Source organism: Parafannyhessea umbonata (genome assembly GCF_900105025.1).
GTDB classification, from domain to species: domain Bacteria; phylum Actinomycetota; class Coriobacteriia; order Coriobacteriales; family Atopobiaceae; genus Parafannyhessea; species Parafannyhessea umbonata.
Genome location: NZ_LT629759.1, coordinates 1,436,622 through 1,456,386 on the forward strand (window position 1 = coordinate 1,436,622; position 19,765 = coordinate 1,456,386).

The following is a 19,765-nucleotide window of genomic DNA, read 5'->3' on the forward strand; positions in this document are numbered from 1 at the left end:
GCGTGCCGCGGCGCCTGGGCTACACCGTGGGGAACTCCATCTCGCAGTAGCGCTTGTACTCGTCCTGGATGGAGTCGCGCTTCTGCATGAACTCGATGCGGGTCTTGATGATCTCGTTCAGGTGCTCGGCGCGCGCCTTGTCGTCGTTGCGGTCGCGGATGAGGCCATTTGCGGCAATCTTCAGGCGGGGCTTGCCGTTCTCGTCGGTCACCAGGTCGCCGCCGGCGCCGCACACCGCGCACTCCCACGGGAACTCGACGCCGTCCCAGTGCGGGTCGCCGGGGTACACCAGGCTGGAGTGGCAGTTGGGGCACACGCCGTCGTCCTCATCGCCCAGCCACGTGCGCTCCTCGACCGGCGTCTCCATGGCCTGCCACACGTTGTCGGCCATCTTCACCACGCGCTCCATCTGCTCCGGGTAGGTGAGCACGGAGCCCGGACGTGCGGAGCGCTGTATCATGAAGCGGTCCACGACCGTAAGCGACATGGTGAACATCGTGGCCTGCAGGCTCTCGAGCGTCAGGGTCTGCCAGTCGTGCTTGGAGCCGCCCACCGCGATGAGGCCCGCGACCGTGTGCGGGTTCTCCTTCACCACGCCGATGGACAGCAGGAAGCTGAGCTCGTACGCCAGGAAGCGCTGCGCAAAGCGGGTGTACAGCGAGCTGGGCTGCAGGTCGTAGCTCGGCACCGCAATGAGCACGCCGTTGCAGGTGTGCATCTCGGCCACGAGCCTGTCCACGTCGTCCTTCTCCTTCAGGACGCAGCCCTTGTACTCCTTCGTTGGGTCCTGCGCGATGGCGCCCATCTGCATGGTGCAGCCCTCGCAGCCCGTGCACGGCAGGATGTTGTAGTCAAACAGGTTGACGAGCTCGACGTCCGCGCCCTTCTCCTGCAGGCGGGCGAGCGCCGCCTTCAGAGCGATCTCGCCGTTGCCGTTGTGCATGCCCGCGCAGATGCCCATGACCTTGTGCTTGCGTGCAGCCTCTTCTGCCATAGCTTGCTCCTCTCAACAGGCGCCCCTTGCGCCGTTTGCTGAGAAGAGCATGCGCCTTCGCCCGCGGCGGCGCCATGCGTGCGCGCACAACGCTCTTGCGGGCTTCGCCTGCAGCTTTGTGCGAACGAACAGGGTTTGCCGGGGGCGCGCTGGGGCCCGCACAAGCGGGGCCGTCAGCACCCCCGACGCTCGTGCGGCGACTACCCGCGCGGCACCTAATCGCGCGGGTGCTCGCGCAGCTGCTCGCGGGTGTGGCGAAAGCGCGGGCAGAACAGCCCCAGGTACATGAGGACGCGAAATCCCACCTGCATCTGGAACACGTCCTCCCCGCTCGACAGGTCGCAGCCCAGGATCTTGCGGATGGTGCCCAGGCGGTACAGCAGCGTGTTCTTGTGCAGGCTCAGCTGCGCGGAGGCGCGAGCGGTCGACTGGCCGTTCTGCAGGTAGCCAAAGAGCGTGTTCATGAGGTCGGAGTCGTGGATGCGGTCGTGCTCCATGAGGGCCACCAGCGTCGGCGGGCAGATGTCCAGCAGGTCGTCCGTCTGGTTCGTGCGCTCAAGCAGCTTCACGTAGCTCAGGTAGTCGTAGCGCATGACGCGTCCCACCTCGAGCGCGTTCGAGACCGTCTGCCCAAAGCGGATGGCGTCGTGCGCCTGCTCGTAGCCGCTGTGCACGCCCGTGAGCGACTCGAACCGGTTCGATATGCCAAACAGGAGGTCGTTCAGGTCGCCCACGTCGCGCATGCGGCCAAGCTCGAACTCCGTCAGGTCCTGCCCCTCGTCCTTGCACACCAGCATGACCAGCTGGTTCTTGTGCAGCGCGTACAGTCCGTGCGTCAGGAGCGGCTGCAGCTGGCCCGCGACGTTCTGCATGTTTCCCACCTGCGCGAAGGGGTTCCTGGGCACGGCCACCACCACGCGCATGCGATCGGACCGCCTGAAGTTGATGGCGGCGGCGCGGCGCTCGAGCGAGGTGGCGTCCGGGTGGTCGTTCTCAAGAAGCGACGCCAGGAAGTACGACCCCATCTGGCCGCGCGTGCTCAGGTACACGGGGTTCTTCTGCAGCTCCTGCGCCACGATGCCAACCAGCAGGTCAAAGCCGCGCTCGTCCTCGGGCGTGACGGTGCGCCCGCGCTCCACCAGCAGCACGTGCGCTATGCAGATGCCGTGCACCATGGCCGCGCCCACCAGGGTGTTTGCCTGCATCCGGTCGTTGAAGTGCACGCATGGGCACACGCTCTTCGCAAGGTGCTCGTCCAACCCGCGCTCGTGGATGTAGGCGATGCCCTCCTCGCTCACGAAGCCGCTGCGCAGCTCGTCGCGCATCACGCGGGCGAACTCGGAGTCGTCGTCCGGCGCCACATCCATCTTGCGCGCCACGTAGCGATAGTTCGCGTCGATCACGGCAACGGGGTTTCCCAGCACCCGCGCGGCCACGTCCACGATGTGCTGAAGTCCCATGTCCGAGAAGAGCGCGTTGATCATCTGCTTGCCGGCATCCTCCTGCCAGCACTCGTCTCCCGGTCGAGGGGCCTTGCGCTTCTCGCCCGCGTTGTCACATGCCGGCATGCGCTCCTCCATCCCCGTCCTCCGTTCGCGAACGTCCGCCGGCGGGAGGGTCGGGACATGCCCGCACCCTCCCGCCTAGCGTGAATTACAACAATCTATCATGCGCGATGGGCGCGCCGTGCCACATCGAGCGACTCGCTACTTTGCGGCAGCCTCGCGCGCGACTGCCTGCACGGCCTCCTCCGCCTCCTGGGCGGGCGTCAGCTTCGCATAATGAATCATGCCAAACACCACCAGCACCACGATGATCGCGATGCCCAGGACGAACTTCTGGCCAATCTGCGCACCGAACGGTGCGGTGGCCGCCTCGAAGAACAGCGGCGACAGCGCCATGCCAAAGTTGGTTCCGGCCATGCCGATGGCAAGGTTGAAGGCGCGACCCTCGTTCGTGCTATTGCCGGCTGCAAAGTTGCCCTGCAGAGGCACATACGTCTCCTTGCCGAGCGAGGTGACGAAGCCGGCGGCGCACAGAACGACAAGCGACGGCGCCACGAGCGCGAGTGCGAGGCCCACGATCGTCACGCACCAAGCAAGCGGCATCGCGCGGTTCTTGAAACGCTTGAACAGCGGTCCCACTAGGAGTCCCGCGAAGATGCCCGCCACCGTCATGATGGTGGACGCCATGGCGCTCTCGCCCGTTCCGCCAAAGCCGCGCTCGGCCACAATCAGGGACACGTTTGTCGAGAAGAGCTGGAAGCACAGCACGAATACGAAGCTGATTAGCGTGATGAGCGCGACTTCCTTGGGCATGTTCTTGAAGACGTTGCTCTTGCGCTTGGGCTCGAGGTGACCCATGGGGAGACAGATCGCCTCGATGATGATGAACGGCAGCTCGGCGGCGTATGCGGCGTAGGCCATATACCACTCGCGTGCGCCGAGGATGCCGGAAAGCGTGGTCCAGAGGATGCCGCCCAGCGCGACGAACGTGGAGTACACGCCCATGATGCTACCGCGCTGCTGTCCCTCGAAGTAGTCCGCAATCAGGGCGTCGGTCCCGTTCTGGATGCCGCCGATGCCGATTCCGATGAACACGGAGGCCGTGAGCACCTGCCAGAGCTCCGCATGGAACGCCACGACGGAGAGGCCCGCGACCATGATCAGCACGTGGCACGCAAGCGCGGTGTGGCGCTTCTGCACGCGCGTCGCGAGCACGGACGAGACGAACATGGCCGAGAGCGCCATACACAGCGGGATGATGCCGATGCACATCTGGACCGCCGCGATGTTCGCGTCCGGAAAACTCTTCGCGATCGAAGACAAGATGGGAACGGGAACGAGCATCCCCATTATGCACATCGCGGCAGAATAGATGCCGACGATGTACTTGACCTGCGTCTTATTCATGATTCACACCTTTCTGCAAATCGAGTGGACAAGAAGCGATGGAACTCGCCCTCGTCCGGATGCCTTTGGCGCCAATCGCCTAGACGATATGTAGAGTGATCGGGACCTCACTCTGTAAAGCAGTGGCCATCGAGTGGCAGCGTGGGTTAGGCTCGGTCTTGAAGGAGTCCGGCTTACCACATTCACAGGAGGTCCCGACCATGTTGTACTCTACCAGCATCGGCCTTGACGTGCACGCCCGTTCCATCAGCGCCGCGGCGTTCGTCTTCGAGACGGGCGAGGTCGTGCAGCGCACGTTCGGCTACGACCCCGACGCGGTCGCCGCCTGGGCGGCCTCGCTGCCGCAGCCCGCGGGCTGCCTCTACGAGAGCGGCCCCACGGGCTTCGACCTGCAGAGGAGGCTCGTCGCCCTCGGGCTGCCCTGCCACGTGGGCGCCGTCTCGAAGATGGTGCGGCCCTCGGGCGACCGCGTCAAGACCGACAGGAGGGACGCCCTTTTCCTCTCGAGGCTGCTGGCCGTGGGAGAGTTCGTCGAGTGCGCCCCTCCCACGCCGGCCATGGAGGCGGCGCGCGACCTGTCCCGCGCCCGCGAGGACGCGCGCGAGGCGCTGATGAGGGCGCGCCACCAGCTGTCGAAGTTCCTGCTCAGGAAGGGCCACGTGTGGCCGAAGGGCAGGTCCACGTGGACCAGGGCGCACCGCGAGTGGCTGCGCTCCATCGAGCTCGACGACCCGTGCGAGCGGCTCGTGCTCGAGGAGTACGTCGCGCAGGTCAGGGAGTGCGAGGAGCGCCGCGACCGCCTCGACTCGGCCATCGCCGAGAGGTCCGGCGCCGACGACCTCGCCGGCGTCACCTCCAGGCTCCGCGCCCTGCGCGGCGTCTCGACCGTCACCGCCTTCGGGATCGCCGTCGAGATCGGCGACTTCTCCCGCTTCGCCAGCCCCAGGGCGCTCATGTCCTACGTCGGCCTCGTGCCGTCGGAGTCGTCGTCGGGCGAGACGACCTCGAGGGGCGGGATCACCAAGACCGGCAACTCGCACGTCAGGCGGCTCCTCGTCGAGGCCGCCTGGCACCACGCCAGGCCCCTGTCGCCGGCCTCCGAGACCGACGTGGCCTCGTCGGCGGGGCTCCCGGCGGAGGCGGCGGGGATTGCGGCGCGGGCCAACCGCAGGCTGCACCGCAGGTACCTCGACCTAAGGGCGAAGGGGAAGGGCGCCAACGTCACCAACGTCGCCGTCGCCCGCGAGCTCGTCGGGTTCTGCTGGGCGCTCGCCCTCTGCGGGTGAGCCGCCGAGCCGCGAAACCACCCTCCCGCACGCGCGGCGCGGCCGAGGCGCGTGGGGCACCCCGCGATTCGACTATGCGCAGCGAGGCCGGGCCTCGCCACGCGCGACCCTAGACCAGCGGAGCTCCCCAGCCGAAGCGTCGGAATGCGTTAGCCAACACGCGGATATCAGACTTGCAGTCGTGCGTCGAACCAGACACGCCCTGGGCGCCGTCGCGCGGGAGGTGGCCATAGAAAAAGGTGGGCCGGTCCCCGAGAAGTCGGAGGCTGGCCCACCTTTGCCACTTGACAAGTCTATCTACATATCAGTCGTCGAAGCCCTGGAACACGGGCACGCCCGTGTAGGTCTTGGGCCGCTCCTCGCCGCTCAGCACGCGGCGGGCGCCCGCGGCCATGGCCTCGAGCTCGAACTCGCCAGGATACGCCGTGACCGGCGCGACCCAGCCGCACGTCTGGCGCACGTGGTCGACGAGCTCGGCGCTGTGCGCCATGCCGCCACCCAGCAGGATACCGTCCACGTGCCCGCCCAGCGCGCCCGCCATGGCGCAGATCGCCTTGGTGAGCTGGTACAGGAGGGCGTCCCACGCGCGCTTGGCGGCCGCGTCCCCGGCCGCCGCACGGCTCTGGACCTCGCGGGCATCCGAGGTGCCCAGCAGGTCCACAAAGCCGCCCGTCTTCATGCACATGCGACGGAGCTCCGCCGTGGTGCGCCCCGCGTCGATAAGGTTCAGCACCTCCGCCACGGGAAGCCCTCCGCAGCGCGTGGGGGCCATCATGCCCTCGCCGCCCACGATGTCGTAGCCGTCGACCATGCGTCCCAGGTGGTGCGCGCTCACGGAGATGCCTCCGCCCACGTGGCAGACCACGAGGTCAAGCTCCTCGTAGCGGCGGCCCATCGACGCCGCGTGGCGGATGGCCGTCTCCTTGAGGTTGAGCGCGTGCAGGTGCACGTGGCGGTAGACGCCCTTGACGCCGGTCATGCGGGCAAGGTCGCAGAGCTCGTCGGTGTCGGGCGGGTTCACGACAAAGGCCGGCCTGCCGGCTGCCTGCGCCAGCTCGTGCGCAATCTGCGGGCCGAGCTGCGCCGGGTGCTGCACGCCGTTTGCGCCGCGGCGCGCGTGGTCCAGCAGGGTGTCGTTCACCTCGTAGGTGCCGCCCTCCACGGGCATGAGTCCGCCGCCGCGGCCCACGAAGGCGTCCATCGTGTTGGGGTCGATGCCTGCCTCCGCGAGCGCGGACATGATGGTCTCCATGCGGTAGGGCATCTGCTCTGACACGCCCGCAAAGGTGGAGAGGGTCGCGGCGTCGTGGTCCACGGTCTTCTCCATGAGGGCGCGCTCGCCCTCGAACACGCCCACCTTGGTCGAGGTGGAGCCGGGGTTGATGACGAGGATGCGAAAGTCCCTCTTTTTGACGTCTTCCATGTCTAGTCCTCCTTCAGCGCCTGGGCGCGAACGCAGCTCATCACGACGTTGCCAACGAGCTCGGGAACGGGGGACGAGCGCGAGCAGTCGCACACGACCTTCTTGAAGCCCTGGAGGAAGGGCCCGTACGCGTTTGCGTGCGCGAAGTTCTGCACGAGCTTGACGCCGATGTTGCCCACGTTGATGTCGGGCCAGACGATCACGTTGGCGCGACCGGCGACCTCCGAGGGGCGGTGCACCTTCTTGGCGGCAACGTCCGGGCGGATGGCGGCGTCGAGCTGGAACTCGCCGTCGATCTTGAGCTCGGGCGCGAGCTCGTGGGCAGCCGCGACGGCGTCGCGTACCTTCTGCACCAGCTCGCCCTCGCTGGAGCCGTCCGTGGAGTAGCTGAGCATCGCGACACGCGGCTCCCAGCCGGTGAGCGCGGCCACGGTGCGCGCGGAGGTGACGGCGACCTGGGCGAGCTTCTGGGAGTCGGGGTTCACGCACACGGCGGAGTCCGCGAAGCCCAGCAGGTTGCCCTCGCTCCCCTCCCAGCCCGGAACGTCGAATATGCCCGCGGAGCTCACGGTGGTGACGCCGTCCGCCAGGCCGATGATCTTCTCGCCCGCGAGGATGACGTCACCCGTGGAGCAGTCGATGCCACCGAAGCTCACGTCCACGTCCCCGATGCGCTGCATCATGAACGCGCGGTCCATGGCGCGCGCGGCGTGACGGCGGACGCCCTTGGACTTGTACGGGCAGGCGGGGATGACCTCGAAGCGCTTGGAGAAGGACTCGTTTCCCTCCTCGTCGGTCACGTCCACGAGCTCGACCCCGGCAAGGTCGACGCCCTCCTCCTGCGCCTTGGCGCGAATGGCCTCCGCATCGCCCACGATGGCGCACCTTGCGAGGCCGCCCTTCGTGAGCTCCGCCGCGACCTCGAGGATCTTTGGGTTCTCGCCCTCGTAGAACGCGACGCGCTGCGGGTCCTGCGCCGCCCTGCGGCGCACGTCGTCCATAAGACTCATGCTTGGTCTTCCCTTCGCTTAGGTAAGGGACGGGGCGACCTCGCGGGTCGCCCCGTCCCTGGGTCTGGTCTTCCGGTTTTCGCTCGCGCGTGCGGGTCCAAGCCCCCTCGCGCGACAGCCCGAGCAGTCCCGCCATCCGCCCGTGCATGGGCGACGTATGGCCGCTCTTCTCGGCCTCTTACTCCTCGTACTCCTCCGCGACGCGGTCGACGAGCTCGCCGAAGGTCTTCATCTTCATGACCTCGTGGATGGTGACCTCGACGTCGAGCTCGTCCTCGATGAGGGAGGTGAGGGCGATCATCTTCATCGACTCCTTGCCCAGCTCGTCGAAGGGGGTGTCAGCGGTGATGTCGCCCTTGTACTGATAGGCGGTCTTGGCGAATCCTGCCAGCTTGTCGAAGAGCTCCTTGTTGTCCATCGTGGTTCCTTTCCATCAAATGTTTATCTAAGCGATTTTGGTGGGCCGAGCTATGCCTCGACCTCGTCGAGCTCGAAGCAGAGCTCGCTCCAGGTGACGGTCTCGTCCGAGCCGGGCTTGAGCGGGGTAACGCGCTCGATGGGCTTCGCGTGGACGCGAATCTTCTCGTGGTTCTTGTACAGGCGCTCCTGCAGGCCCTTCACGACCTTCTTCTTGCCGCAGAAGATCACGAACGTGTACTCCGGGCCCTCGTCCAGCTTCACCTTGCCGTAGCCGTAGGGCTCGACGGCCTTGAGGTAGGGCTTGTCGTTCTGGATGCCGGGGACGGTGAAGGACTCGAGGGTACCCTTGCCGCTGAGCTCGACCCACTCGGTGTCGGCGCAGCCACACGTGTTGCAGCCCAGGTGGGGCGGGAACTCTATCGCGCCGCACTCGACGCACTTGCGACCGTAATACTTGCCCTGGGCGACGCCGTCGTAGAACTTCTTTACGATCGGCTCCATGTCTTCAAGAAGCATTGTCTGGTTCCTCCTCGTGGAAGTCTTCGTGACGGTTACTCGTGCGTGCGCAGGATCTGGCAGCGGATGTTCTGGCCGCCGCCAAAGCCACGGAGGAACGTGGTCCTGGGGAGCTTGGGCATCTGGGTCGCGCCCGCCTCGCCGCGCATCTGCTTGACGGCCTCGTAGATGTCCGCGACGCCCGACGCGCCGTGGGCGTGGCCGAAGTTGCAGCGGCCGCCGTGGGTGTTGATGGGCTTGTCGCCGTCGAAACCGCAGCGTCCGTCGATCGCGTACTGCCAGGCCTCGCCGCGCGGGATGTAGCCGACCTCCTCGGCGCTGACGATGTCGCCAGCCAGGAAGAAGTCGTTCACGAACAGCAGGTCGAGCTCGTCGGGCTTCACGCCGGTGTACTCGTACACCTGCTTGGCGCCGTCCTTCGTGCCGTTGTACTCGTTGTCAGGGGTCGCACCCTCGTAAGCGGCGGCGCCGGTGCCGAGGACGTCGATGATCTTGTGGTCAAGACCGCGGGCGACCGCCATGTCCGTGGGCATCACGACGAGCGCGGCGGCCCCGTCGCACTTGGTCTCGAAGCCGGTCACACGCAGGTACTGGGTGACCTTGGGGTTGAACATAGAGGAGAGGAACTGGTCCGCGTTCTCCATGCCGTTCGCCTTCGCGGCGTCGTCGAAGTCGGACTCGTAGAACGCAAGCGGGTTGAGCACGGCGTTCCTGCGGAGGCTCTTGGACATGCCGTTGAGCGCGGCGTCGATCTGCTCGGCCGTGAGGTCGTACTCCCAGCGGTACTTGTTGATCCAGTTGTCGAAGCTGATGCCAAAGGCGGAGTCCAGGGGACGGCCATAGGCGCGGTCGTACACCATGGGGATGGAGGGGAGCATCTCCTCCAACGGGAAGTCGCGACGGTAGCAGCCGGGGGCTCCCACGACGGGCAGCGATGCCGCAAGGTCAACCGCACCGGACAGCACGATGTCGTACGTGCCGCAGGCCACCGCCTGGACGGCCTCCTGCAGGGCGACGTAGCCGGTACAGCACGCCTCGGAGTGGTGGACGGAGCCGATGCCACGGACGCCAAACCAATCGGCGACCTGCATGTTGGGCGTAAGGGAGTCGCCAATCATGAACGGGTTCGCCGCGCCGTGGTAGAAGTACTGGATGTCGCGCGGCTGAAGGCCGGCGTCCTTGATGGCCTCGAGCGCCGCATAGCCAAAGGCGTCGCCCTCGCTCATGCCCTTCGTCTCGGGGTGATCCTCGAAGTTCTTGAACGGCGTGCAGCCCACACCGACGATGGAGACGCTGCGTGCCTGCTTGCCCAGCTTGACCATTAGCCCACGTCCTTTGCGCTTGCTGTCCTTCACTTGACAGCACGTATCGTACGGACGCGCGCCCCAGGGCTTAAGAACAACGGTGCAGCATGCGTTTCAGCTTGTGGGACAAATTGGCGGCATCTTGTATCTTTCAGCAGGTAAACACGTCGTTATTTCGACGCAATCACAAAGCTCAATATCAATTAACGCAGTTCCGAGCGGTAGGATATCGAAGGCGAACGGTATGGCGCAACACGACGGAGACTGACTGTGTCCCATCGAGCCACTGTGTTTCACCCTTGACTTGGCCACGCGCAACCGCCGCCGGAATACAGGTCTAGTCCCACCCCTGCGGCGCCTTCGGAGTCTGCCGGACGCTCTCCTCGGAAAGGAAGAATGGCGCGTAGTAGAGCCTGTTCAGAACGGCCGCAATCTTCTGCGGCTCGATCTCGGGGTGCACTTCGAGCCAGTACTGGACGAGGTTGTTGTGTCCCGCGATCACGAAGGACAGGTACAGGTCGCGCGTCACGGGGTCGCCACCAAGCGAGGCAAGCCTGTCGCGAAAGTAGTCGTGCATGAAGATGGTCGCCTTGTGCACAAACGAGGGGTCGCCATGGGGCCCGTTCAGCACGACGATCTTGTCGCGGTGTCCCTGCAGAAGCTCCATGCGGCTCACCATGGAGACCGTGGGGTCAAGCTCCGAGATTCCAAACCGTGCCTTGAGCGCCATGTTGTTGATGCGCCGCATGTTCTGCAGAAGCTCGCTCTCGAAACGCTTCACGACGTCGTCGACCGAGTCGAAGTGCCTGTAGAACGTCGACCGCGAGACCTTCGCGAGCTTGATCACGTCGGCCACCCGGATGTCGGGAATGTCAGTCGTCTCCATCAGCTTGAAGACCGCTGTCTCAATCTTGTCGTCGATGTCGTCTGGCATGCCCACTCCTTTCAACATGCCCTAGGATATTGCAACATCGCACGCCCCTCCGCAAGCTTCCGCCCAAACGATTCCCCGCGCGCCGCAGGCGCACGCGCACCGCAGGCGCACGCGCAAGAAAGGCCCGCCGCGGTCGATTCCGCGACAGGCCTCGTGCATGTCAAACCTAGTTAGCCGCTGCAAGAACATCGTAGGTGTTATATGTATCCCCATGTTCATATACATACTCGGGGGCGACATCGACATTCCTATCGTCCCACGTGGGTACCCCATGAAACAGCTTGACCCCGCGGAACACTTCTGGATCATCCAGAACGTCAAACACCGGCCCCTGCAGAGTCGTTGTGTCAAACAGCTTCCTTTCCCCATTATCGAATGTGACCAACAGCATTCGTCCTACGAGTGGCTTAACGTCAATGATCCTAGTCTCGTGTGCGCCGGGGTTTCCTGCATAGCATATTCCGTCTATCTCGTACATGAATCCCCCTATCTCAATGGCTCAATCTTTGAGAAGTGCTCACCCCTCACTGCCTTATTCCATGCCGCATAAACCTCCTCTTCATGCAGAGCAAGCCATCCAATCACAATTTTCAGTTGCCGTTTTGGTAACGATCCGGCGAGCAGCTCGCCATCAATCCCGACTGACGCCTAATACTCTCCGTAATAAACGTGCACGTGTGGCTTGTTATGTTGCTGCGTGTCTTTGAACAGTAGATAGATAACGATACCCGCAAATCTTGTGAGCTCAGGCGTTCCTTTTGCCCCTCCAACTCGAATTGTCGAGCCTCAAACCATAAATAGTTAGGTCAAGTATACCCAGCCCATCGCACGCCGATGAATTGTCTCTGCGCAAGGACGCTCTGTTAGTCTTTCACGGCAAAGGCCCGCCGCGGTCGATTCCGCGACGGGCCCCGTGCATGTCAAGCTGTAGTGCGCCGCAGTGTGGGCGCACGCATCACCCCGTGTTCTGCAGGCCGGCGGAGACTCCGGACACGGTGCAGAGGATGAGGTAGATCAGGCGCTCCTTCTCGTCCGCCGTAAGCACCTCGCCACGTAGCCTCATGCGCGCAAGCGACATGACCTGCGCGATGGACAGCGCGTTCACGTACGGCAGGCGCATGCGGATGACGGGGCCAAGCACGCGGCGGTGCTGCAGCGGCCAGTCGTCACCCACGATGGCAAGCACCCACTTGCGCGTCAGGCGCATCTCGTCCAGGACCTTCTGGCTCAGGTCGTCGCGATCGCCCAGCGACAGGTACAGCTTGCCGATGCGCTCGTCCGTCTTGGAAAGCGACATCTCGATGTTGTCGATGAACGTCGAGAAGAGCGGCCATTCGCGGTAGGCACTCTGCAGTCGCTCCAGGTCGTTGAACTTCTCGCACGCCGTGCCCAGGCCGTACCACGCGGCCAGGTTGATGCGCGCCTGCGACCACGAGAAGATCCACGGGATCGTACGCAGGTCGTCCAGGGACTTCGCGCCCAGTCCGCGCTTGGCGGGGCGGCTGCCGATGGGCATGAGGCCAACCTCGGTGAGCGGCGTGACGGTGCTGAACCACTCCGCGAAGCCGTCCGTGTTCAGCAGGTCGAGGTAGCGGTCGCGGCTCGCCTTGCTCAGCGCGTCCGAGACGTCCTCGTACTCGTTCGTCGACTCCGTGTTGAGGAGCTCGGTCGAAGGCGCGCTCTGCATGAGCGTCGCGCCGGCGACCTCCTCGATGTGGCGACGGGCCAACGTCTTGTTGCCGTAGCGCGCGAATATGACCTCGCCCTGCTCGGTGAGCTTGAAGCGGCAGTTCACGGAGCCCTTCGGCTGCGCCAGCACCGCGCGGTTTGCGGGGCCGCCGCCACGGCCGACGGCGCCGCCACGGCCGTGCATCAGCGTGAGGTCGATGTCATTCTCGTTCGCCCACTTAGCGATGGCCGCCTGGGCCTTGTGCAGCACGAACGTCGCCGTGGTCGGACCCTCGTCCTTCGAGGAGTCGGAGTAGCCGAGCATGACCTCCATCTTGCGGCCGGTCTGGGACAGGCGGCGCTGGACGTCGGGCAGCTCCAGCATCTGGTTTAGGGTGTCGACGGCGTTCTCGAGGTCCTCCACCTGCTCGAACAGGGGAATGACGTCGAGCACGGGCACGTCCTCCTCGTGCGCGAACGCGAGGCGCGCGAGCTCGTAGACGTCTGCAACGTTCTGGGCGCTCTTCGTGAAGCTGATGATGTAGCGGCGTGCGGCCTTCACGCCGTTGCGGCGCTGGATCGACCCGATGGCGCGGAAGGTGTCCAGCACCTCCTTCGTCATGGGCGCAAGCTCGCCGTTCTCGCCCCAGCGACCGTGCTCGCGGATGTCTGCGAGCGCGCGGCTGTGCACGAGCGAGTGCTGGCGGAACTCCATCTCCACCAGGTGGAAGCCGAAGGTCTCCGCCTGCCAGATGACCTTCTGGACCGGGCCGTACGCCGTGCGGACGGCGCCGGCCTTCGCGAGGGACGACTGCACCACCCTCAGGTCGCGGATGTAGTCCTCCGCCGTCTGGTACATGATGTCCGCCGTGCGCTGGATGGTGGCGTCCAGACGGTTGGATATCACGATCATGGCGGCGCGGTGCAGCTCGGACGCAGACACGCGCAGCGCGGAGGCGGAAAGCGCCTCGCTCATCTCGACCTGGTGGCTCCACAGGTTCATGAGCTCCTTGGAGGGCTTCGTCGTGCGCGCGTCGAGCGTGAGGTTGCGGCCGACCCACGCGGTGCGGTCACGCAGCGCCTCCAGCACGTGGACGCGGTACTTCTCGGACACCTCGCGGCTGACCTTCGCGGTGACGTTGGGGTTGCCGTCGCGATCGGAGCCAATCCAGCTGCCGGGGTGGAAGAACGCGGGGCAGACGGGCGGCACGGTGCCGGCCTTGTCGCCCAGCTCCCAATCGTCGAAGCGACGGTACACGTCCGGCACGGTGTCGAACAGCGTGCTGTCGAAGATCGAGATGACCGTGTCGGCCTCCTGGACCGGCGTCGGCTTCTTGATGGCGATGGGACTCGTACGCAGCAGGGCCTCTATCTCCTGCAGCATGCGGCGCTCGTTCTCCGCGCGCTCCGTCGGCCCCAGGTACGGGCGCTGCTCAAGCAGATCCGCGATGCGGCGGATCTTGCCCTCGGTCGCCTTGCGGCGTGCCTCGGTGGGGTGCGCGGTGAACACGGGGTGGAACTCCAGGCGCTCGAGCAGCGCGTGCGCCTTCGCGCGGCCGCACTCGTCCACGAGCTTGTCGTAGGCCACGGTGATCTCGTTCACGGGATCCTCGCGCGACTGCGTGTCGACGCTCGCCTCGCGGGCGCGCAGCGCGTGCACGCGGTAGTTCTCCTCGCAGATGTTTGCAAGGTGGAAGTAGGCGGTCAGAGCGCGCACGATGAGGGTCTCGTCCTCGAGGGACATCTCGTCGATGGTGCTCACGCAGTCGTCGAACGCGTCACGTCCCTCCTGGTCGTCGTCGCCCGCGGTCTCGCTGCGCGTCGCGACCAGCGAGTCGTGCAGGATGTGGTCGAACTCGTCGCGCAGGCGCGGGTCGTACTCCTTCAGCACCTTGCGCACCAGACGCAGGAACAGCGTCATGTTCGCCCTGATGGAATCGGGGACGTCCACGCCGGTGAGCATCGTTGCCGCCTGGGCGAGCTCGGCCGCCTCCTCCGCCGTCGGGTAGATGGTGGGGCGATCCTCGCGCTTGAAGTTAAGAAGCTCCTCGATCGTCTTGGGGTTCTTCTGGGCAAAGTCCTCGGCCACGCTCTTGAGGCCGATGCCCCTCTCCCCCGCGCAGCCGGTCGCCTGGCCGGCCGCACCCGTAACTTCTGACACTGCGTTCCTCCTCTGCCGTCTGACGATGGGCGCCAACGCATTAGCTCGCAGGAATATTGCGAGTACACCTTACCGCGACAACGTGGGCGTCACCACTTTGGCACGCACGCGAAACTCAATATTCACCTATCGGGCGAGAAAAACACGGCGCCCAAGGAAGAAACCGCACCTCTGGCCGAATTCTGGGCAACGTGGGTGGCCCTTCTCGCTAACCAAGCCCCAATCGCATGACGCGCGGCATCGCCCCACAACGGCTATGCTTGTGTCACGCGAGCTTGCGCCACGCGAGCGGGCGCGGGCGAGAAGACCGCGCGCCTTGCGCCGGAGCCCGCCGCCAACTGCAGCCCACCACCACACGAAGGCGCACCCATGAGCAACCCCCTCCGCAACCTCAGACGCACCACCCCGCAGCCGACAGGCCAGCCAGATGGCGTCTCCACACGTCTCCGCAATGCACGCGCGCGTGCCGCCGCCCCATCGCAGGCAAAGGCAAAGTCCCAGGAGCCGGGGTTCCTGCGCCGCGTGGTCGACCACTGGTGGGACCGCCTCATCGGCGCCGTGTATTCCGGCTCGCTCTCCAGCCAGACCGCGCGCTACGCCGCGCACGACTCGCGGCTCGACTACGTGATGAACTCCATCGGCATGGGCGTCTGGGGCGCGCTCTTCCCCATCCTCACCATCGTGGCGTCGCGCCTTGCCGGCGCGGAGCAGGCCGGCATGTTCTCCATGGCGTTCGTGATCGCGAACCTGCTCATCTTCATCGGCAACTACGGCGTGCGCACCTACCAGGTGTCCGACATCGACGAGACCGAGTCGTTTCTGGCCTACCAGATCCACCGCGTCCTGGCATGCGTGCTCATGATCCTTGCCGGCTGGCTGTTCTGCCTGGTCAGGGGCTATGCGGGAGAAATGCTCACCATCTGCTGGGGAACGTTTGCCTTCAGGGTGATAGACGCGTTCGCGGACGTGTACGAGGGCAGGCTGCAGCAGATGGACAAGCTGTACCTTTCGGGCGTCTCGCAGGCGGTGCGCTGCGTCGCCGGCGTCGCGGCGTTTACCGTGGTGCTCTTCGTCACGCGCTCCATCCCCGTGGCGTCCATCGCGCTTGCCGTCGTCGCGCTGGCGTCGCTCGTGATCGTCACCATACCGCTCGCCCTGTTCGAGACGCCCAAGTCCCGCGGCTGGGAGCTGCAGGAGGTCCGCGAGATCTTCCAGGAATGCTTCCCAGCGTTTCTCGCCCAGTTCATCTTCACGCTGGTGGAGTCCATCCCCAAGTTCGTGATGGAGGGCACGCTCGCCTACCAGAGCCAGCTGTACTTCAACGCGATCTACTTCCCCGCGCAGAGCATCCTCATGGTGATCGGCCTGGTGTACAAGCCGCAGCTCGTGCGCCTGGCAAACATCTGGTCGGACCCCAGCCGCCGCAGGCGCTTCGACCTCATCATCGTGGCGGTGCTGGCGCTCACCGCGCTTGTTACCGTGGTCTACCTGGGCTTCGCCGCGTGGATCGGCATCCCCATAACCAGCTTTCTCTATGGGCTCGACTTCGAGCCGTACCGCACGGCGCAGTACATGATGATCGTGGCCGGCGGCATGACCGCCGCCATCGACTTCCTGTACCAGATCGTGACGGTCCTTCGCCAGCAGGAGAAGGCCACCAGCGCCTACGGCATCGCGCTCGCCGTGGTCACGATCCTCTCCATCGTGCTCGTGCGCACGATGGGCTTCTATGGCGCCGTGTGGGCGTACCTGGTGGTCATGATCGTGCTGCTGGGCCTCATGATCTTCCAGTACGTGCGCGTGCGCCTGAACCCCAAGGAGTTCTAGGAACGCCGGGCGCGGCGCCCCATCCCGCCTCCCACCGCCCACCCGGCCCCGTTCGCGGGCGAGAAGCGCATACTGTCTTAACTGTATTAGTTTCACTAGTACACTTAAGACGCAGAGACGCACGGCTACCTTTGGCATATGCCACGACGTCGGATCGGAGGCGACGTGATCCAGGTCAACTACCAAGACTCTCGCCCCATCTACCAGCAGGTTCACGATGGCTTCAGGCGGCAGATCCTGGCGGGCGTGCTACGCCCTGGCGACCAGCTGCCCTCGGTCCGCGAGCTGTCAACAAGGCTTGCGGTGAACCCCAACACCGTGCAGCGGGCGTATCGCGAGCTGGAGCAAGAGGGCTGCGTCTACTCCGTCCGGGGCAAGGGTAGCTTCGTGGCGGACGCGTCGGACGCCGCTCGGACGCACCAGGCGGAGCTCCTCGGGCGGTTCGACTCGCTCGTCCAGGAGCTGCAGGCTCTGGGCGTCACGCCCGAGCAGCTCCGCCAGAGACTTGAGGGAGGCACAACATGACGAACGCAATCGAGGTGCACGAGCTTCACAAGGCATTTGGCGACGTCAGAGCGTTGGGCGGCGCAAGCCTCACCGTGCCCGCAGGTTCCGTGTACGGCCTCGTGGGGCCAAATGGCTCTGGAAAGACGACGCTTTTGTCCATCGTGCGCGGTGTCGTACGCCCAACCTCGGGAGAGGCCCTCGTCTTTGGCAGGCCCCCGCTTGACGACCCCGCGGTCAAGGGCCGCATCGCATTCGCGTCCGGAAACCCCTACTTCCTCAAGCCGGAAAGCGCGGACGGCATGGCACGGTTCTACCGCTCCGTGCTGCCGAGCTTCGACGTGGACCGCTACCTGGAGCTCGCACCGCTCTTCGAGGTCGACCGCACCCGTCCGCTCAGGAAGCTCAGTCGCGGTGCCCGTGCGAAGGCCGCGCTCCTGCTCGCCCTCTCCTGCACCGCCGACCTGCTCCTGCTGGACGAGGCCATGGACCTCGTAGACCCCATCGCCCGCAAACGGATGTGGAGCGTCGTGCTGGACCAGGTCTCATCGCGAGGGCTCACCGTCGTCGCGGCCACCCACAACCTGCGCGAGCTGGAAGGCGTGTGCGACCACCTTGCGATTCTGGACAGGGGCGTCGTGCGGGACGAGGCTGATCTCAACGAGCCCGTATCAGATATCGTGAAGGTTCAGGTCATGCTGCCGGAGGGTGCCGAACTGCCCACAGGACTCGAGGTCGTCCACGCGAGACCCGAGGGAAGGCTGCTCACCCTCCTGGTGCACGGCAATGCGGGCGGGGTGCGAGAAGAGCTAGACACCGTCCACCCAACGTACCTCGATATCGTGCCGCTCTCTCTTGAGGAAAGGTTCGTCTGCGAGCTTGGAGGCGATGATCATGAGGCTTAAGGACACGGGTACCATCCGCCGCACGCACGCATCATGCGGCCTTGGGCTCTTCGCGGACACGTGCCTGAGGATGCCGCACATCATGCTCGGGAGTCTGCTCGTCTACCTTGTACTTCTCGTTCCCTTGGCGCTGTCCGAAACGAAGCCTGACTCGATGGCCAACCTCGAGACCGCGCTCAGTGCCACCATACACCCGCTCGTTCCCCTAACGGCGCTCCTCTCGTTCTACAGCGTCGCGACGGCCTTCTCGTGGACGTTCGACCGCCAGGCAACAGATCTCTACGGGGCGCTACCCGTACGCAGGAGGACCCAGTTCCTCGCGCTGCTGCTCTCTTCGGTCGCGGCTCCCCTTTTCGGCCTGTTGGTGGCATGGCTCGTTTCCTGCGCGATTCTTGGATTCGGCCCGAATGTCGCCCCGATGATCCCTTGGCTGGGGGTGCAGCTTCTTCTCGTCGTCACGTTCAGCGGTCTTTCGGTGCTGTGCACGCAAGCCGCCGGACGCGCGGGGACTGCGTTCCTCTGCTTTATGATGGTAGGAATCTATGCCGAGGCCATGCGCCAGCTGGGACATGCGATCTACTTCTTGGTCGACCCTACCTTCGGGCTCTTTCTCCAGGGCGTGCACGCAAACGCAACCTGGCTTAGCCCACTTGCGCGCCTGTACCAACTCTCCCTGCACATCACGGGCGCAGCGGGAACGCCAGCGCCATGGATGTCGCAGCTTTGGCAGGCCCTTGGTGTGTACGCCCTTGTGAGCACGCTCTGCATGGGCGTTGCGGCGTGGTTGTTTGGACGGCGCGACCTCGAGCGCGCCGGAGACGGCTTCGTGTACGTGGCAGCACAGGAGTTGGTGGTCGCACTGTTCAGCCTCGCGATGGGGGCAGGCCTCGCATGCGTACTCTTCTTCATGGTGATAGGGCCGGCCAAGTGGCAGCTCTCGGGCGTCCCAGCGCCCCTAATCTGTCTGGTAACGACGGCGTTCACCGCGCTCTCCTACGCAACGGTCACGGCGGTGGCGAAAAGGAGCGTGCGCTCGGTACGCGGACACATCCCCGTCCTTGCCGTAACGGCATCCATCGCGCTCGTCGCCAGCGTTGCGCTGGGTTGGGCAGGCACGAGCAACGCCTCATACATCCCTCCCGCCAGCGAGATAAAGAGCGCGACCATGTCTGAGCTTTCCATGCCAATCACCAGCAAGAGTGCCATCAAGTCCCTTCGCAACCTGCACGCAAAACTCAATGAGGCCCGTACATCCTCATACGGCGCGACGTGGAAGGCCTACAGTTCCTTCGATATCGCATACCAGATGAAGGATGGATCGAGCGTCATCCGCAGCTACTCACTACCCTGCACCGAAGACGGAACCATTCTGGACACCGACGCAGCAATCGCGGTGCGTCGCTTCAAAGCCGAGGGCGCCCTCGATGCCAACCTGAGGCAAACCGTCTCCAGCATGCTTGCCGGTAAGGAAGAGGTATGGGTGTCCGTGGACTGCCAAGACTCCTCCAACGGCACCGATACGTCGTACAGGGTCTCGTCAGCCGATTACTCCAGCCTTCAGGAAAAGCTCGACGCCGATATCAACAAGAACGGCGCCGCTCGCATTACCTCGGTTCCGAATGAGTCCGCCTTGAGCCTCTCTATGAGCTACGCCTCTCCTTCCAAGGGAGACCTGACGATCACCATGGTCCTTAGTGAGAAAACTACCCCGTCGACCTTGGCATGGCTACGCGAGCGCTATGCAACCACGATGCCCGCTTTGCGTGAATAGTCGCGTCTCACTCGCACGCCAGCGCGTTTTGCTCTACCATGTTCCGTGCGGAATGAGGTTCTCCGCGGGGCAGAAGCCCCAAACCGCCTTCGGGATGATGACCTCTGCCACTGTTATGGCGGCAGAGGTC

The 19,765-nt window shown here is 64.9% G+C and carries 16 protein-coding genes, 1 pseudogene and 1 riboswitch; of the genes and pseudogenes, 5 read left to right on the plus strand and 12 right to left on the minus strand.

Going from position 1 to position 19,765, the window contains the following annotated elements; translation table 11 throughout:
- Positions 1-19: 19 nt before the first annotated feature.
- From BLT96_RS06490 to BLT96_RS06500, 3 genes are all read right to left on the minus strand, one after another.
- The gene (locus BLT96_RS06490; RefSeq protein WP_090862760.1) at positions 20-994 is read right to left on the minus strand and encodes a flavodoxin family protein; all 975 of its coding nucleotides are present in this window, start codon (positions 992-994) and stop codon (positions 20-22) included.
- Between the two features lie 215 nt (positions 995-1,209).
- A complete protein-coding gene (locus BLT96_RS06495) occupies positions 1,210-2,574 on the minus strand; it encodes a PucR family transcriptional regulator (protein ID WP_090862763.1) in 1,365 nt (454 codons plus the stop codon).
- Positions 2,575-2,700: 126 nt separating this feature from the next.
- A complete protein-coding gene (locus BLT96_RS06500) occupies positions 2,701-3,906 on the minus strand; it encodes an MFS transporter (protein ID WP_090862765.1) in 1,206 nt (401 codons plus the stop codon).
- Positions 3,907-4,106: 200 nt separating this feature from the next.
- On the opposite strand from BLT96_RS06500, the gene BLT96_RS06505 reads away from it, so the two are divergent.
- Positions 4,107-5,192, plus strand: a complete 1,086-nt coding sequence (locus BLT96_RS06505) for an IS110 family RNA-guided transposase (RefSeq protein WP_090861223.1) — start codon at positions 4,107-4,109, stop codon at positions 5,190-5,192.
- A 304-nt stretch (positions 5,193-5,496) separates the two neighbouring features.
- Here BLT96_RS06505 and buk read toward each other — a convergent pair whose 3' ends face one another.
- The 9 genes and pseudogenes from buk to BLT96_RS06550 all read right to left on the minus strand — a co-directional run bounded on the left by buk (position 5,497) and on the right by BLT96_RS06550 (position 14,478).
- The gene (buk, locus tag BLT96_RS06510; RefSeq protein ID WP_090862768.1) at positions 5,497-6,615 is read right to left on the minus strand and encodes a butyrate kinase; all 1,119 of its coding nucleotides are present in this window, start codon (positions 6,613-6,615) and stop codon (positions 5,497-5,499) included.
- Positions 6,616-6,617: 2 nt separating this feature from the next.
- Positions 6,618-7,625 (minus strand): phosphate acyltransferase, encoded by a 1,008-nt coding sequence (locus tag BLT96_RS06515; protein ID WP_090862771.1) that lies wholly within the window; start codon positions 7,623-7,625, stop codon positions 6,618-6,620.
- 178 nt (positions 7,626-7,803) lie between these two features.
- A complete protein-coding gene (locus BLT96_RS06520) occupies positions 7,804-8,043 on the minus strand; it encodes an acyl carrier protein (protein WP_090862774.1) in 240 nt (79 codons plus the stop codon).
- A 50-nt stretch (positions 8,044-8,093) separates the two neighbouring features.
- Positions 8,094-8,561, minus strand: a complete 468-nt coding sequence (locus BLT96_RS06525; RefSeq protein ID WP_090846926.1) for a Zn-ribbon domain-containing OB-fold protein — start codon at positions 8,559-8,561, stop codon at positions 8,094-8,096.
- Between the two features lie 35 nt (positions 8,562-8,596).
- Positions 8,597-9,883 (minus strand): thiolase family protein, encoded by a 1,287-nt coding sequence (locus tag BLT96_RS06530; protein WP_090846929.1) that lies wholly within the window; start codon positions 9,881-9,883, stop codon positions 8,597-8,599.
- A gap of 319 nt (positions 9,884-10,202) precedes the next feature.
- Entirely contained in the window at positions 10,203-10,799 is a 597-nt protein-coding gene (locus BLT96_RS06535) for a TetR/AcrR family transcriptional regulator (protein ID WP_157692180.1), read from the minus strand.
- A gap of 166 nt (positions 10,800-10,965) precedes the next feature.
- Positions 10,966-11,277, minus strand: a complete 312-nt coding sequence (locus BLT96_RS06540) for a DUF2442 domain-containing protein (protein ID WP_090862780.1) — start codon at positions 11,275-11,277, stop codon at positions 10,966-10,968.
- An 8-nt stretch (positions 11,278-11,285) separates the two neighbouring features.
- Positions 11,286-11,576 (minus strand): annotated as a pseudogene (locus BLT96_RS10720) (DUF4160 domain-containing protein).
- Between the two features lie 178 nt (positions 11,577-11,754).
- Positions 11,755-14,478, minus strand: coding sequence for a phosphoenolpyruvate carboxylase (locus BLT96_RS06550; protein WP_245719344.1), 2,724 nt, complete (start codon positions 14,476-14,478; stop codon positions 11,755-11,757).
- Between the two features lie 519 nt (positions 14,479-14,997).
- Between BLT96_RS06550 and BLT96_RS06555 the strand changes: the two genes are divergently transcribed.
- The 4 genes from BLT96_RS06555 to BLT96_RS06570 all read left to right on the plus strand — a co-directional run bounded on the left by BLT96_RS06555 (position 14,998) and on the right by BLT96_RS06570 (position 19,635).
- On the plus strand, positions 14,998-16,455 hold the full coding sequence (locus BLT96_RS06555) for a lipopolysaccharide biosynthesis protein (RefSeq protein ID WP_157692181.1): 1,458 nt from the start codon (positions 14,998-15,000) through the stop codon (positions 16,453-16,455).
- A gap of 165 nt (positions 16,456-16,620) precedes the next feature.
- Positions 16,621-16,980: a GntR family transcriptional regulator gene (locus tag BLT96_RS06560; RefSeq protein ID WP_090862783.1), complete on the plus strand. Its 360-nt coding sequence runs from the start codon at positions 16,621-16,623 to the stop codon at positions 16,978-16,980.
- Positions 16,977-17,864, plus strand: coding sequence for an ATP-binding cassette domain-containing protein (locus BLT96_RS06565; protein WP_090862786.1), 888 nt, complete (start codon positions 16,977-16,979; stop codon positions 17,862-17,864). Before BLT96_RS06560 ends, BLT96_RS06565 begins: the two co-directional genes overlap by 4 nt.
- Positions 17,854-19,635, plus strand: a complete 1,782-nt coding sequence (locus BLT96_RS06570; protein ID WP_090862789.1) for a hypothetical protein — start codon at positions 17,854-17,856, stop codon at positions 19,633-19,635. The genes BLT96_RS06565 and BLT96_RS06570 overlap by 11 nt, the downstream gene beginning before the upstream one ends.
- A gap of 39 nt (positions 19,636-19,674) precedes the next feature.
- Positions 19,675-19,749, plus strand: a riboswitch (Fluoride riboswitch).
- The last annotated feature ends 16 nt before the right edge of the window (positions 19,750-19,765 follow it).

What these genes read in the sequence shown, in the direction of transcription:
- BLT96_RS06505 (WP_090861223.1), top strand. Translation starts at nt 4,107, where the DNA reads ATGTTGTACTCTACCAGCATCGGCCTTGACGTGCACGCCCGTTCCATC.
- buk (WP_090862768.1), bottom strand. Translation starts at nt 6,615, where the DNA reads ATGGAAGACGTCAAAAAGAGGGACTTTCGCATCCTCGTCATCAACCCC.
- BLT96_RS06565 (WP_090862786.1), top strand. Translation starts at nt 16,977, where the DNA reads ATGACGAACGCAATCGAGGTGCACGAGCTTCACAAGGCATTTGGCGAC.
- BLT96_RS06570 (WP_090862789.1), top strand. Translation starts at nt 17,854, where the DNA reads ATGAGGCTTAAGGACACGGGTACCATCCGCCGCACGCACGCATCATGC.
- BLT96_RS06515 (WP_090862771.1), bottom strand. Translation starts at nt 7,625, where the DNA reads ATGAGTCTTATGGACGACGTGCGCCGCAGGGCGGCGCAGGACCCGCAG.
- BLT96_RS06535 (WP_157692180.1), bottom strand. Translation starts at nt 10,799, where the DNA reads ATGCCAGACGACATCGACGACAAGATTGAGACAGCGGTCTTCAAGCTG.
- BLT96_RS06490 (WP_090862760.1), bottom strand. Translation starts at nt 994, where the DNA reads ATGGCAGAAGAGGCTGCACGCAAGCACAAGGTCATGGGCATCTGCGCG.
- BLT96_RS06495 (WP_090862763.1), bottom strand. Translation starts at nt 2,574, where the DNA reads ATGGAGGAGCGCATGCCGGCATGTGACAACGCGGGCGAGAAGCGCAAG.
- BLT96_RS06525 (WP_090846926.1), bottom strand. Translation starts at nt 8,561, where the DNA reads ATGCTTCTTGAAGACATGGAGCCGATCGTAAAGAAGTTCTACGACGGC.
- BLT96_RS06500 (WP_090862765.1), bottom strand. Translation starts at nt 3,906, where the DNA reads ATGAATAAGACGCAGGTCAAGTACATCGTCGGCATCTATTCTGCCGCG.
- BLT96_RS06555 (WP_157692181.1), top strand. Translation starts at nt 14,998, where the DNA reads ATGAGCAACCCCCTCCGCAACCTCAGACGCACCACCCCGCAGCCGACA.
- BLT96_RS06540 (WP_090862780.1), bottom strand. Translation starts at nt 11,277, where the DNA reads ATGTACGAGATAGACGGAATATGCTATGCAGGAAACCCCGGCGCACAC.
- BLT96_RS06530 (WP_090846929.1), bottom strand. Translation starts at nt 9,883, where the DNA reads ATGGTCAAGCTGGGCAAGCAGGCACGCAGCGTCTCCATCGTCGGTGTG.
- BLT96_RS06520 (WP_090862774.1), bottom strand. Translation starts at nt 8,043, where the DNA reads ATGGACAACAAGGAGCTCTTCGACAAGCTGGCAGGATTCGCCAAGACC.